We start from the raw sequence: 12,600 nt of genomic DNA, 5'->3' as shown, positions 1-12,600 counted from the left end.
GGGAACACGGCGCGACCCGCCCGCGTTGCGGCGGGTTCGCGGGAGGCGTAATGTCGCCCGCCGTGACCACTGACAGCCGCGATCCGAACGCGGCCTCCTCCCCCGCCGTCAAACGGATGCTGATCGGTGAGCCGCTCGACTCCGAGAAGCTCGACGCGCAGCTGCTGCCGAAGAAGCGCGCGCTGCCGATCTTCGCCTCGGACGCCCTCTCGTCGGTGGCCTACGCCCCGCAGGAACTGCTGATGATTCTGCTCATCGGCGGCACGGCGTTCATGGCCTTCGCCCCTCCGGTGGCTGCCGCCGTCGTCGTGCTCCTCATCGTCGTCGTGCTCAGCTACCGGCAGCTCATCAAGGCCTACCCGTCGGGCGGTGGCGACTACGAGGTCGCCCGCACCAACCTCGGCGAGAAGGCGGGTGTGGTCGTCGGGTCGGCGCTCCTCGTCGACTACGTCCTGACCGTCGCCGTCTCGGTGTCGTCGGGTGTCGACAACATCATCTCCGCGCTCCCCGTCCTCGACCCGTGGCGCGTCGAGCTCGCGGTGGGCTTCGTCATCCTGCTGGTCATCGTGAACCTGCGCGGCGTCCGCGAAGCCTCGCAGGCGTTCGCGATCCCGACGTACGTCTTCATCGGCTCGGTCGCCGTCATGATCGGCACCGGGCTGTTCCGCTGGCTGATGGGTGACGCGCCGGTCGCGTCGAGCGCGGCGTACACGGTCGAGCCCGAGAGCCTGTCGCAGGTCGCCTTCGTCCTGCTGCTGCTGCGCGCCTTCTCGAGCGGATGCTCCGCCCTCACCGGTGTCGAGGCCGTGAGCAACGGCGTGCCCGCCTTCCGCGCCCCGAAGGTCAAGAACGCGCAGACGACCCTGGTGCTCATGGGCGGGATCGCGATCGTGCTCTTCGCCGGGCTCACGACGCTCGCCCTGGTCTCGAACGTCCACTACGCCGAGAACCCGTGCTCGCTCGTCGGGTTCGACTGCGCGTCGGGCCCCCAGCCGAGCCTCATGGCGCAGGTCGCCGCGGCGACGTTCGGCGGCGATTCGATCTTCTTCTTCATCATCCAGGCGGCGACGGCGTGCGTCCTGCTGCTCGCCGCCAACACGGCGTTCAACGGGTTCCCCCTGCTCGGCTCGGTCCTCGCCCGCGACAGCTACGCGCCGAAGGCGCTGAACTCGCGCGGCGACCGTCTGGTCTTCTCGAACGGGATGCTGATCCTCGGCGGCGCGGCCATCGCGATCCTCGTGGTCTTCCAGGCCAACCTGACGACCCTCATCCAGCTCTACATCATCGGTGTGTTCGTGTCGTTCTCCCTGGGCCAGATCGGCATGGTCCGCCACTGGCGGCGTGAACTGAAGCTGCTGAAGGGGAACACCCCCGAGCGGCGCGCGGCGTACTCGGGCCTCGTCATCAACACCGTCGGCGCGGCGTTCACCGTCGCGGTCCTCGCGATCGTGACGGTGACGAAGTTCACCCACGGTGCCTGGCTCGTCTTCCTCGCCATGCCCGTCCTCGCGTTCCTCATGATCGGCGTCAACCGGTACTACCGCGACGTCGAGCACGAGATCGAGATGGACGACACGGTCAAGTACGGCTCGTCGGGCGACCTCGCGATCATCCTGGTCGGCACACTGCAGAAGCCCGTCGCGAAGGCGATCGACTACGCCCTCGCCGCCAAGCACGAGAAGACGCTCGCCGTCCACGTCGCGGTCACCTCCGACGACATCGCCGAGCTGAAGGCCGATTGGGAGTATCACCGGATGCCGGTGCCCCTCGTCGTCGTCGACTCGCCCTACCGTCACTACGCGTCTCCGCTGATCGGGTTCATCGAGAAGTACCGCGAGAAGCACGGGCCGTCGGTCGTCACCGTCTACCTGCCGCAGTACATCGTGGGCCACTGGTGGGAGACGCCGTTGCACAACCGTCGTGCGCGGCGCATCGCTCAGCAGCTGATGATGGTCCACGGCGTGACCGTGACCCTCGTGCCGTGGCTGCTCGACTCGTCCGAGATCGTCTACGGCCGGCGCTCGCGCCCGCTCCCCGGCGACGACCGCGGCGGCCGGATCGACCAGCGTCATTACGGTTTGGTGGAGCATTCCGACAACTGATGGAGTTATGACGGTCACCCTGCCACGATGACGGCATGGCCGAGTCCCGCCGCCCCCGCAACCTCATCCCGCTGCTGACCTTGGCGGGCGCGCTCGCGATCGCCGCCGTCGTCGCGATCGTCCTCCTGATGAATCGGATGCCGGCACCCGCTGCCGCCCCCGCGCCCGGGTCACCGACGCCCGAGGCGTCCACTCCGTCCGTCGCGCCCAGCCCGAGGCCGACCGAGGCGGAGGAACCGACGGCGAGCGACGTCGCGCTGGGTGAGGACGGCTTCACGATCGTCGCCGACGACGGGGCGGAGCTCTTCGCCTACGGCTGGCGCGACGATGCCGCCGGAGCGGTATCCGCGCTCACCGACGCGTTCGGTTCGGAGCCGTCGGAGTCGGTCTACGAAGGTGACGGCACGCACTTCCCCGACTACACGTCGTACACGTGGGACGGCTTCACCTACTTCGACATGATCCCGACCGAGGGCGGGAAGTCCCGGAACGAGTACTCCATCCCGTCGTACGTGACGATGACGGGCCAGGCCGTGGACGGCGTCACCGTGACGCCCGAGTTCGACCTGGCGATCGGCCTGACCGCCGACGAGGTCCGCGCCCTCGGACCGGACAAGGAGCTCGCGATGCCGGACGGCGAGCCGCGCTTCTTCTTCGCCATCGACCGCGCCGACGGGGCGGGGGAGAACGGAGAGCTCGACGGGTACTCACCCTGGGTAGACACCGACCCCGCGGACGAGACGGTCGTGTCCATCTCCTACCGTCCGTACTACGACTTCTGACCGACCGGGCCGGCCGACCCGGTGACCCGCCACCGGCGTAGCCTAGGGGGGTGACTTCTCCCGCCCTGTCCGAGCCCGCCACGCTCGACGCCACCCGGTTGCGCGAGGACTTCCCGATCCTCCAGCAGGAGGTCAACGGGCATCCGTTCGTGTACCTCGACTCCGCTGCGACGAGCCAGAAGCCGCGTCAGGTGCTGCAGGCCGAATACGACTTCCTCACCCGCAGCAATGCCGCCGTCCACCGCGGTGCGCACACGCTCGCCGCCGAGGCGACGGACCTGTTCGAGGATGCCCGGGCCGCCGTCGCGCGCTTCGTCGGCGCCCGCGAGGAGCAGCTCGCCTGGACGAGCGGTGCGACGCAGGGGCTCAACCTCGTGGCCTACTCGATCGGCAACGCGACGCTCGGGCGAGGGGCACCGGCATCCGCTCGGTTCGCGCTGCAGCCCGGCGACGAGATCGTCGCGACCGAGGCCGAGCACCACGCGAACCTCATCCCGTGGCAGGAGCTCGCCGCGCGCACCGGCGCCGTGCTGCGGCACATCCCCGTGCAGGACGACGGCCGGCTCGACCTGGATGCCGCGGCGCAGATCATCGGCGAGCGCACGCGGATCGTCGCGTTCTCGCACGTGTCGAACGTGCTCGGGATCGTGAACCCGGTCGCCGAGATCGTCGCCCTCGCGCAGGAGGTCGGCGCGCTGACGGTGCTCGACGCCTGCCAGTCGGCGCCGCACATGCGGCTCGACCTGCCCGCCATGGGCGTCGATCTCGCCGTGTTCAGCGGGCACAAGATGCTCGGCCCGTACGGCGTCGGCGGCCTGTACGGCCGCAGCGACGTGCTCGAGGCTCTGCCGCCGTTCCTCACCGGCGGGTCGATGATCACGACCGTGACGCTCGACGAGGCCGGCTACCTGCCGCCGCCGCAGCGGTTCGAGGCGGGCACGCAGCCGATCGGTCCCGCGATCGGCCTCGCGGCCGCCGTGTCGTACCTGGAGGATGCCGGCATCACCGCCGTCCACGCGCACGAGGCCCGGCTCGCGGCCCGGATGCGCGAAGGGCTCGTCGACATCCCCGGCATCCGTCTGCTCGGAGACGCCGAGGGCGCCGAGCGCGTGGGCCTCTGGAGCTTCGTCGTCGACGGCGTGCACGCGCACGACGCCGGCCAGTTCCTCGATGCGCAGGGCATCGCCGTCCGCGTCGGACACCACTGCGCCGCTCCCCTGCACCGACGGTTCGGCGTGACGGCATCCGTCCGCGCCTCGGCCGCCCTGTACAACACCGACGCCGATGTCGATGCCCTGATCGATGCCGTCAGCGGCATCCGGTCCTACTTCGGAGTGAACGAATGAACGGTCTCGACTCGCTGTACCAGGAGCTCATCCTGGACCACTCGAAGCACCCCCACGGGCAGGGCCTGACTCCGGAAGAGGGCCGCACGGCGAGCTCGCACCAGCACAACCCGATGTGCGGCGACGACATCACCCTGCGGGTGCGCGTCGACGAGGCCGGTGAGCGCATCGTCGACCTGTCGTGGGAGGGCTCGGGCTGCTCGATCTCGCAGGCGTCCGCGTCGATGCTCGCCGCGCTGATCGAGGAGGACGGCGGCGACGCCGGCCTGCCGCGCGAGGACGCCGTGAAGCTCATCGACGGGTTCCGCGAAGCGCTGCGCTCGCGCGGCACGATTCCGCTCGACGAGGAGACCTTCGCCGACGCCGCAGCGTTGTCGGGGGTGTCGAAGTTCTCGGCCCGCGTCAAGTGCGCGATGCTCGCGTGGGTCGCACTCGAGGACGCCCTCGCCCGGGCCTGAGCCGGCGGACGAGGGCGTCGTCTCGGAGGGGCGTCACGCCGCCTGCAGCACCTCGCGCTCGAGTCGAGCGTAGGACGCTTCCATGCCGTCGGCCATGCCGGTGGCGAGGATCATGTCGCGGGTCTCCTTGTCGGGGTACTCGATGAGGAGCGTCAGCAGCGTCGCGCCGTCCTCCTCGTAGAACTGCAGGTCGTTCGTCGTCGACGGACCCTCCATGCCGATCATCTTCTCGGTGCTGACCGAGCGGCGCGGCTCGTCGAGGAGCAGGGTCTCGCCCTCGAAGCCGAAGCGGGTCTCGGGCTGACCGTCCTGCTCCCACACCGTCCGATAGTGCTGGCCGACGACGCACTCGACCATCGACCACCCGTCGGGCCCCAGCATCCACTTCTTCATCAGGTCGGGATCGTTGTGAGCGCGCCACACGAGCTCGCGCGGACCGTCGACGAGGCGGGTGATGCGGACGTGGACGTCGTCGAGCAGCTCGACGTTCGTCCCCTTGCCCTGGAACCAGTCGCGCAGGTCGTGGAGCACGATGTCGAGCTGGCTCATCGCCAGGCGCGACCCCTCGACGGCGCCCATCGCGACGACCTGCTCGAGCGCCTCGACCGAGGTGAAGTACGTGATGTTCGAGAGCCGCGAACCGGTCGCGGTCTCGTCGAACGAGAAGCGCATCCGCATGGACGGGAACTCGGCGAGCGGCTCGCCGTTCTCGTCGGCGAACGCGTCGAGGACCTCGAAGCCGCGGCCCTCGTCGATCGCGAGGAACTCCCACGTGCCGCGGGAGGTCTCGCCCGTCGGGCTCGTCATCGCGTAGTGCGCGTGACCGCCGACCGTGAAGTCGAAGGCGGTGAAGGTGGCCGGCCACCCGGGAGGGCCCCAGAACCGCTCGAGCTGTCGCGGCTGCGTGAACGCACGCCACAGCCGGTCGACGGGGGCGTCGACGTCGGCCGTGAGCGTCATGGTGAGGTTCTCGGTGTCGGTGGTGATGTCGGTGACGGGCATGTCTCACTCCTTCGTGGATCGGTCAGTTCTCGGGCTCGGCCAGCAGTGCGTCGAGTCGGTCGACGCGGGAGCGCCAGAGGTCTTCGTAGCGGCCGAGCAGCGCACGGGCGCGGGCGATCATGTCGGGGTCCGCTCGGACGAGACGCTCGCGGCCCTCGGCGCGCTTGACGACCAGTTCCGCCGCCTCCAGGACGGCGACGTGCTTCTGGACGGCTGCGAACGACATGTCGTAGTCCGCGGCGAGCGCGGAGACGGACTGCTCGCGCTCGAGCGTGCGACGCAGGATGTCGCGCCGCGTCGCCGTCGCCAGGGCATGGAAGACGCGATCGATCTGATCATCGCTGAGCTCCGTTTGTGCAACCATTTGGTTGTACGTTAGAACAGCGGATGCCTCGCGTCAAGAGGTCCCGGTGTCGGCGGGCCGATCAGGCCAGGGAGAGGAAGAGCTTCTCCAACTCGTCGGGGTCCAGGTCGGCGGACCCCTCGGGGTCGGTCAGGCACTCCCGCAACGCCGTCGAGATGACGAGGAACCCGGCCCGATCGAGCGCCTTGGACACGGCGGCGAGCTGCTGGACGACGTCGCGGCACGAGGCATCCCCCTCGACCGCGGTGATCACTGCGGCGAGCTGGCCCTGCGCGCGCTTGAGGCGATTGACCACCTTGCGCTTCGCCTCAGCATCGTGCGTGACCGGATCGCCGACCTGTGCAGCCTCATCCATGTCGGCATCCTCTCGTTCTCGTCGAAGTGCCACTCACTATACCCCCCTGGGTATTATTCCGGAGGCTTCGGGCCGATGGTGCACGAAGAGGTGGCCGTGTTCGTCGACCTCAGCCGCGGCATCCACGTCTCGCAGGGCCGCCGGACGCACGCGAATGTCGCGCCGGCGCGGACGGTCGAATGTGAGCAGCAGGCGCGGGTATCTCGCTCGCATCGGTTTTCCGCACCAGGCTGTCTTCGCGCGGAGCGAGGGTCAGTTGTGAAAGGGACTGCAAGCCGAGGCATCCGTTCTCGCGCTGGTGCGCCGCGGAGCCGGCGTCCTCGAACCGGACCTCTGTGGGCACCTCAACCCGGAGCACCGGCGCACGCTCCGCCGCCTGTCGTGGATGAGGGCGGCACTCCTGCGGATGCCCGGGGTTCGGGCTCGTGGACGTGCCGCGCGGCGCCGCGTGCTGAGCCGACCGATCAGATCAGCGCGGACGTCCACGAGTGCGACGCGTGCGACGGGCGCGAGCTGCGGACTCGGGCCGTCTCGCCGCCGACCCCGCGACGTGCGCGGCGTGCAACCCGTGAGGGTCAGGCGTCGCCCGTGATGCCCCATCGGTCGGTCGGAAACTGCCCGGTGTGGAGGTCCTCGATGGCGTCCAGCACTTCGCTGCGATCGAGCACGTACTCGCGGGGGTAGTCGATCGCCTGGTCTCCGACGGTCAGATCGATCGTGTCGTCATCGTCCTCGTCGTCGTCCTCCGTCGCCGTGGCGGCCGGCGAGATCGCGTTGACGATGCGCGTTCCCGACGGGTTCTGCGCAGTGAGGACGTACCTGTCGGGCCCACCGCCGATCATGACCTCCCACTCGCCGATGCGGTGCGTGATGAGGGTGTTCGCGATGCCGTCGAGGTCGTCGAGCCCACAGGGGTCAGTCTCGTCCGTCACCCCGCCATTATGAGACGTCAGCCGGTACATCGCCATCATGTTCTTCGGGGCCCGGGGCGTCTCGCAGATGAGGCGTTTCTCATCTGCCGGCCTGTTCGCGACGTGTGATTCCGGCGGTTTTCGGGGTCTCGATGTCGGAGGTTGGTGCAAGAGTGCAGGTATGACGGATGCGGCGGAAACCCCCGGTGGCGAGTCGTATCTCGCCGCCATCTCGGGGATCGTTGCGGACGTCGAGGACGTGGCCCTTGAGCTCGCTCGCGTGCAGATCCGGGAGTTGCGTGTGCTCGCTGCCGCGGGCCGACTGGCGGAGGAGCAGGGCGCGCCCCCGAACGCGAAAGTGACCCTCCACGACATGGTGCGCCGGTCCATTTCGGCCGAGGTCGCCGGGGCGATGCGGACCACCGACCGGACCGTGCAACGCCGGATCGGCGAAGCCCGGGTGACGATCGAAGGGTTCCCGGCGGCGGTGGCCGCGTGGGAGGCGGGCCGGATCGTGCAGGGGCATGTGAGGGCGATCGTCGACGCTGGGGTGAACCTGCCGGCTGAGTTGTGGGCGGAGTTCGAGACCATAGCGATCGAACGGTGCGAAGGTGAGACGCCGAACCGGGTGCGAGGTGAGCTGGAAATCCTCGCGCACCGGATGCACCCGCGATCGTTCGCGGAAAGGCATGAAGAGGCCGCGGCGGGGCGGTGCGTGCGGGTGATCCCGGGGCGGGATGGGATGTCGGATCTGATCGCGACTCTCCCGACCGTGATTGCGGAGGGGATCCACGCTCGGCTCACGCAGCAGGCGCGGGCGATCGTCGACACGAGAGACGAACGCGCCGCGAACTCGGAGGTCGTCGCGACCGACGCGCGCTCGACCGATCAGGTCCGCGCGGACGTGTTCGCGGACCTGCTCCTCGCGGGAACCCCGGCGTTGGATGACACGCGCGACACGACCGCCGGGCCGCTGGGCGCGATCCGCGCCCGCGTGCAAGTGCTCGTCCCTGCGGCGACACTCACCGGAGCGGACGACGGTCCGTGCGATCTTGCCGGCCGCTCGCCCATCGACCCGGCCACCGCCCGCCTTCTCGCCGGTGCGACGCACACATGGGAGCGCCTGTTCCACGACCCCACCACCGGAGTCACCGTGTCGACGGATTCGTACCGTGTCCCGTCCGGGATGCGACGGTTCCTGCAAGCCCGGGACCAGCATTGCCGGTTCCCCGGATGCCGGGTCGCCGCGATCCGGTGCGAAGTCGACCACACGCACGACTACGCGCTGGGCGGGCGGACGGAACTCTCCAACCTCGCGCATCTGTGCCAGAGACATCATTCGATGAAGCAATTCACCGCATGGAGAGTCCGACAACTGTCGGGTGGAGTCCTCGAATGGACCTCACCCCTCGGCAGGACCTACCGCGAAGACGCACCCACCCCGGCCGTCGCCTTCACACCTGCCACCACACACCCCGGAGACCCGGCACCCTTTTGAACCGCCCCGCCGCGCCTCAGCCGAGCGACGCGCACGCGACGCACATCGTCGCCTGCGGCCGAACCTCCAGCCGGGCCTCGGGGATCGGGCGACCGCACCGTTCGCACACCCCGTAGGTGCCGGCATCCACTCGCGAGAGCGCCGTCGCGACCTGCGCCAACTCGTCCCGCGTCGACGCCCTCAGCGCATCGACCCGCTGCCACTCCCCCGACAGCGTCGAGCCCTCGGGGTCGTGCTCGTCGTCGGCCGTCGCATCCGATCGATCGACCCGCAGCGCCGCATCGTCGGCATCGAGACGCGCCAACTGCGCCTGCAGCTCCCGCTCGCGCGCACGCAACCGCTCGATCGGATCCATCCGGTCAGCGTAGGCCTACCCACCGACCCGGCGACCGTCAAGACCGTCGCGGCACCAGCATCCGCCCTCCAGAGTGGGGGCAACGGAAGGGAGCCCTCATGGCTGACAACGACGGCACCGAGCACAACGACCCCGAAGAGATGCCCGATACCGAGGAACTCGAGGAGCCCAGCGTCGCGAAGGAGCCCGGCGAGGAGCCGAAGGCGCCGCAGCCTCAGGGCGAGGAGCCCAGCCACCACGCCGTCGGCATCGGCGTCATCGACTCCGACCCGGACGACTCTCAGGACGACTGACGGCCGTCGTCGGCGGCGCTGCCCGTCACGCTCACGCCCTCGTCACCGATGAAGCACTGCACCATGCGGTCCTTATCGATGCCGTCCCACCCGCTCTCGGTCGGCGTGTAGAAGGAGTACTCGAGTAGGGAGTCCTCCCAGGGTTGTCCGACGAAGTCTTCGAACGCCGGCAGGCAGCCCTCATCGGCCGCTGTCGCTGTCCCGTCCTCACCGGGATAGTCACCGGCGGGAAGCACGAACACGTGGTAGACCTCGTAGGTGTGCGGGTCGCCGCACGGGATCGCCTCTACGACGTACACCGAATCCTCTGTGGCCCGAGGATGCACGGCGTCCGATTCGTCGAAGCAATCCCCCGCGACGAGATCGAACACGTCGAGTTCACCGCCGACCGTGATCACGCCGGAGGCGTCACGGTAGACCGCGCCCGACAGCTGGTAGAGCGCGGCTTCCGAGCAGCCGGACATCAAGGGGACGGCGACGACCATCCCCACCGCTGCGAGCGCACCCGAGCGCCACCGACGTGTCGACATGAATCCCCCAGGAGTATGCGTCGAACTGACGGCGTCAGCGTATCGGAGCGCGGCCCTCGCAGACACGACGGGATGCCGGTGCCCCGCCGATAGGATGAGGGCGTCCCCCGGCATCCCGAGTCTTGGAGCCCAGCCGCGTGAGCACCCCAGTCACCCCCTCCGTCGCAGACACCGTCGAAAACGCCATCGCCACGCCGGAGCGGGAGCAGCCCTACGGCGCCCTCGGCCTGAAGCCCGATGAGTACGACAAGATCCGCGAGATCCTCGGCCGGCGCCCCACCTCGGGCGAGCTGGCGATGTACTCCGTCATGTGGAGCGAGCACTGCTCCTACAAGTCCTCGAAGATCTACCTCCGCCGCTTCGGCGACAAAGTCTCGGACGAGATGAAGGAACGGCTCATGGTCGGCATGGGCCAGAACGCCGGCGTCGTCGACGTGGGCGAGGGCTGGGCCGTCACCTTCAAGGTCGAGTCCCACAACCACCCGAGCTACATCGAGCCGTTCCAGGGCGCCGCGACCGGCGTCGGCGGCATCGTCCGCGACATCATCTCGATGGGCGCACGCCCCGTCGCGGTCATGGACCAGCTGCGCTTCGGCGACATCGACGACCCCGACACCGCCCGCGTCGTGCACGGCGTCGTCAGCGGCATCAGCTTCTACGCGAACTGCCTCGGCCTGCCGAACATCGGCGGCGAGACCGTCTTCGACAAGGTCTACCAAGGCAACCCGCTCGTCAACGCGCTCGCGGTCGGCGTCCTCCGCCACGAGGACATCAAGCTCGCCAACGCCACCGGCGCCGGCAACAAGGTCGTCCTGTTCGGCGCCCGCACCGGCGGCGACGGCATCGGCGGGGCATCCATCCTGGCGTCCGACACCTTCGCCGACGGCGGCCCCACCAAGCGTCCCGCCGTGCAGGTCGGCGACCCGTTCGCCGAGAAGGTGCTCATCGAGTGCTGCCTCGAGCTCTACCAGGGCGAGCTCGTCGAGGCCATCCAGGACCTCGGTGCCGCCGGAATCTCGTGCGCGACGAGCGAGCTGGCCGCCAACGGCGGCTCGGGCATGAAGGTCGACCTCGAGAAGGTGCTGCTGCGCGACCCGTCGCTCACGCCCGAGGAGATCCTCATGAGCGAGAGCCAGGAGCGCATGATGGCGATCGTCGCTCCCGAGAAGCTCGACGCGTTCCTCGCCGTCGTCCAGAAGTGGGATGTCGAGACGAGCGTCCTCGGCGAGGTCACCGGAGACGGCCGCCTGCAGATCTTCTGGCACGGCGAGCAGATCGTCGACGTCGACCCCTCGACCGTCGCGGTCGACGGCCCCGTCTATGAGCGTCCCGTCGCCTACCCGACCTGGATCGACGCGCTCCGCGAGGACTCCGCCGCGTCCCTCGAGCGCAGCGATGACCCCGAGGTGCTGCGCGAGCAGTTCCTGAAGCTCCTCGGCAGCCCGAACCTCGCCGACACGTCCTGGGTCACCAACCAGTACGACTACTACGTCATGGGCAACACGGCCCTCAGCTTCCCCGACGACGCCGGCATGATCCGCGTCGACGAGGAGTCGGGTCTCGGCTTCGCGATCGCAACCGACTGCAACGGCCGTTACTGCCAGCTCGACCCGTACGCGGGTGCGCAGCTCGCCCTGGCCGAGGCGTACCGCAACGTCGCCGTCACGGGTGCCGAGCCCACCGCCGTCACCGACTGCCTCAACTTCGGCAGCCCCGAGAACCCCGAGGTCATGTGGCAGTTCGGGCAGACCGTCGACGGTCTCGCCGACGCCTGCTTCGAACTCGGCGTACCCGTCACGGGCGGCAACGTCAGCTTCTACAACCAGACCGGCGACCAGCCCATCTTCCCGACCCCCGTCGTGGGCGTGCTCGGCATCATGGACGACGTCTCGCGCCGCATCCCCAGCGGCTGGCAGGATGCCGGCGAGAACATCTACCTGCTCGGTACGACCTCCACCGAGCTCGACGGCTCGGCCTGGGCCGACACGATCCACGACCACCTCGGCGGTCGCCCGCCGAAGGTCGACCTCGCCGGCGAGAAGACCCTCGCGGGCCTGCTGCAGGCCGCGCGCGACGAGATGCTCGTCTCGAGCGCGCACGACCTGTCGGCCGGCGGCCTCGGTCAGGCTCTCGCCGAGGCGACGACCCGGTTCGGCGTCGGCGCCCGCGTGTGGCTCCGCGAGATCATGGAGCGCGACGGTGTGGATGCCGCGACCGCCCTGTTCAGCGAGTCGACCGGCCGCGTCATCGTGTCGGTGCCGCGCGAGGAGGACGTGAAGTTCCGGGGCCTCTGCGAGGGACGCGGCTACCCCGTGCTCCGCATCGGCGTGACCGACGACGCCGCCGAGGGCGAGCAGGCGGCCCTCGAGATCCAGGGTGTCTTCACCGTCCCCGTCGCCGAGCTCCGTCAGGTCTCGAAGTCGACGCTTCCCGCCGCCTTCGGAGCCATCGTCGACGAGGTCACCGCGTGAGCGACGACCCCGAATACGCCGACTTCGTCGGACGCAAGCGCGCCCGCACGAAGGTGGTCGCGTGGACCGTGATCGTCGCGATGGTGCTCGTGGGCGGCGGCGCGACCGTCCTCACCCTGCTGTTCGGCTGACC

At 69.4% G+C, this 12,600-nt stretch carries 14 protein-coding genes; 8 read left to right on the top strand and 6 right to left on the bottom strand.

What is annotated here, in order from left to right:
* The first annotated feature begins 50 nt into the window (after positions 1 to 50).
* The 4 genes from AC4NN1_RS13405 to sufU are packed head-to-tail and all read left to right on the top strand — an operon-like array spanning position 51 to position 4,688.
* On the top strand, positions 51 to 2,102 hold the full coding sequence (locus AC4NN1_RS13405; RefSeq protein WP_491955582.1) for an APC family permease: 2,052 nt from the start codon (positions 51 to 53) through the stop codon (positions 2,100 to 2,102).
* Between the two features lie 35 nt (positions 2,103 to 2,137).
* Positions 2,138 to 2,884, top strand: coding sequence for a hypothetical protein (locus tag AC4NN1_RS13400; protein WP_491955581.1), 747 nt, complete (start codon positions 2,138 to 2,140; stop codon positions 2,882 to 2,884).
* A gap of 50 nt (positions 2,885 to 2,934) precedes the next feature.
* Positions 2,935 to 4,230 carry a SufS family cysteine desulfurase gene (locus tag AC4NN1_RS13395; RefSeq protein ID WP_363455920.1) on the top strand — a complete coding sequence of 432 codons (1,296 nt, stop codon included), beginning with the start codon at positions 2,935 to 2,937 and terminating at the stop codon, positions 4,228 to 4,230.
* Positions 4,227 to 4,688, top strand: a complete 462-nt coding sequence (gene sufU / locus AC4NN1_RS13390; protein ID WP_018187890.1) for a Fe-S cluster assembly sulfur transfer protein SufU — start codon at positions 4,227 to 4,229, stop codon at positions 4,686 to 4,688. Before AC4NN1_RS13395 ends, sufU begins: the two co-directional genes overlap by 4 nt.
* 33 nt (positions 4,689 to 4,721) lie before the next feature.
* Here sufU and AC4NN1_RS13385 read toward each other — a convergent pair whose 3' ends face one another.
* The 4 genes from AC4NN1_RS13385 to AC4NN1_RS13370 form a co-directional block, all read right to left on the bottom strand.
* On the bottom strand, positions 4,722 to 5,690 hold the full coding sequence (locus AC4NN1_RS13385; protein WP_491955580.1) for an SRPBCC family protein: 969 nt from the start codon (positions 5,688 to 5,690) through the stop codon (positions 4,722 to 4,724).
* 22 nt (positions 5,691 to 5,712) lie between these two features.
* Positions 5,713 to 6,054 (bottom strand): ArsR/SmtB family transcription factor, encoded by a 342-nt coding sequence (locus AC4NN1_RS13380; protein WP_491955579.1) that lies wholly within the window; start codon positions 6,052 to 6,054, stop codon positions 5,713 to 5,715.
* 61 nt (positions 6,055 to 6,115) lie between these two features.
* Complete coding sequence (locus tag AC4NN1_RS13375) at positions 6,116 to 6,409, bottom strand: metal-sensitive transcriptional regulator (RefSeq protein WP_116227847.1); 294 nt, start codon at positions 6,407 to 6,409, stop codon at positions 6,116 to 6,118.
* A gap of 575 nt (positions 6,410 to 6,984) precedes the next feature.
* The gene (locus AC4NN1_RS13370; RefSeq protein ID WP_491955578.1) at positions 6,985 to 7,341 is read right to left on the bottom strand and encodes a hypothetical protein; all 357 of its coding nucleotides are present in this window, start codon (positions 7,339 to 7,341) and stop codon (positions 6,985 to 6,987) included.
* A 160-nt stretch (positions 7,342 to 7,501) separates the two neighbouring features.
* On the opposite strand from AC4NN1_RS13370, the gene AC4NN1_RS13365 reads away from it, so the two are divergent.
* Positions 7,502 to 8,818: an HNH endonuclease signature motif containing protein gene (locus tag AC4NN1_RS13365; RefSeq protein ID WP_491955577.1), complete on the top strand. Its 1,317-nt coding sequence runs from the start codon at positions 7,502 to 7,504 to the stop codon at positions 8,816 to 8,818.
* A 16-nt stretch (positions 8,819 to 8,834) separates the two neighbouring features.
* Here the strand turns inward: AC4NN1_RS13365 and AC4NN1_RS13360 are convergent, their stop codons facing one another.
* The gene (locus tag AC4NN1_RS13360; RefSeq protein ID WP_018187884.1) at positions 8,835 to 9,173 is read right to left on the bottom strand and encodes a TraR/DksA family transcriptional regulator; all 339 of its coding nucleotides are present in this window, start codon (positions 9,171 to 9,173) and stop codon (positions 8,835 to 8,837) included.
* Positions 9,174 to 9,271: 98 nt separating this feature from the next.
* Here AC4NN1_RS13360 and AC4NN1_RS13355 point away from each other — a divergent pair, with 98 nt between their 5' ends.
* A complete protein-coding gene (locus AC4NN1_RS13355) occupies positions 9,272 to 9,466 on the top strand; it encodes a hypothetical protein (RefSeq protein WP_018187883.1) in 195 nt (64 codons plus the stop codon).
* Here AC4NN1_RS13355 and AC4NN1_RS13350 read toward each other — a convergent pair.
* Positions 9,454 to 9,996 carry a septum formation family protein gene (locus AC4NN1_RS13350; protein WP_491955576.1) on the bottom strand — a complete coding sequence of 181 codons (543 nt, stop codon included), beginning with the start codon at positions 9,994 to 9,996 and terminating at the stop codon, positions 9,454 to 9,456. The genes AC4NN1_RS13355 and AC4NN1_RS13350 overlap by 13 nt on opposite strands.
* Positions 9,997 to 10,133: 137 nt before the next feature.
* On the opposite strand from AC4NN1_RS13350, the gene purL reads away from it, so the two are divergent.
* Positions 10,134 to 12,467 carry a phosphoribosylformylglycinamidine synthase subunit PurL gene (gene purL / locus AC4NN1_RS13345; RefSeq protein WP_491955575.1) on the top strand — a complete coding sequence of 778 codons (2,334 nt, stop codon included), beginning with the start codon at positions 10,134 to 10,136 and terminating at the stop codon, positions 12,465 to 12,467.
* Positions 12,464 to 12,598, top strand: coding sequence for a hypothetical protein (locus tag AC4NN1_RS13340; RefSeq protein WP_018187880.1), 135 nt, complete (start codon positions 12,464 to 12,466; stop codon positions 12,596 to 12,598). Before purL ends, AC4NN1_RS13340 begins: the two co-directional genes overlap by 4 nt.
* The last annotated feature ends 2 nt before the right edge of the window (positions 12,599 to 12,600 follow it).

It is taken from the genome of Microbacterium sp. MDV22-iso44 (assembly GCF_058629135.1).
Note: the sequence above shows the minus strand (reverse complement) of the source record. Positions and strands in the feature narration are given on the sequence as shown.

Excerpts from the sequence above, each read along its gene's own strand:
- AC4NN1_RS13405 (WP_491955582.1), top strand. The coding sequence starts at position 51 with ATGTCGCCCGCCGTGACCACTGACAGCCGCGATCCGAACGCGGCCTCC.
- AC4NN1_RS13400 (WP_491955581.1), top strand. The coding sequence starts at position 2,138 with ATGGCCGAGTCCCGCCGCCCCCGCAACCTCATCCCGCTGCTGACCTTG.
- sufU (WP_018187890.1), top strand. The coding sequence starts at position 4,227 with ATGAACGGTCTCGACTCGCTGTACCAGGAGCTCATCCTGGACCACTCG.
- AC4NN1_RS13385 (WP_491955580.1), bottom strand. The coding sequence starts at position 5,690 with ATGCCCGTCACCGACATCACCACCGACACCGAGAACCTCACCATGACG.
- AC4NN1_RS13380 (WP_491955579.1), bottom strand. The coding sequence starts at position 6,054 with ATGGTTGCACAAACGGAGCTCAGCGATGATCAGATCGATCGCGTCTTC.
- AC4NN1_RS13375 (WP_116227847.1), bottom strand. The coding sequence starts at position 6,409 with ATGGATGAGGCTGCACAGGTCGGCGATCCGGTCACGCACGATGCTGAG.
- AC4NN1_RS13365 (WP_491955577.1), top strand. The coding sequence starts at position 7,502 with ATGACGGATGCGGCGGAAACCCCCGGTGGCGAGTCGTATCTCGCCGCC.
- AC4NN1_RS13360 (WP_018187884.1), bottom strand. The coding sequence starts at position 9,173 with ATGGATCCGATCGAGCGGTTGCGTGCGCGCGAGCGGGAGCTGCAGGCG.
- AC4NN1_RS13355 (WP_018187883.1), top strand. The coding sequence starts at position 9,272 with ATGGCTGACAACGACGGCACCGAGCACAACGACCCCGAAGAGATGCCC.
- AC4NN1_RS13350 (WP_491955576.1), bottom strand. The coding sequence starts at position 9,996 with ATGTCGACACGTCGGTGGCGCTCGGGTGCGCTCGCAGCGGTGGGGATG.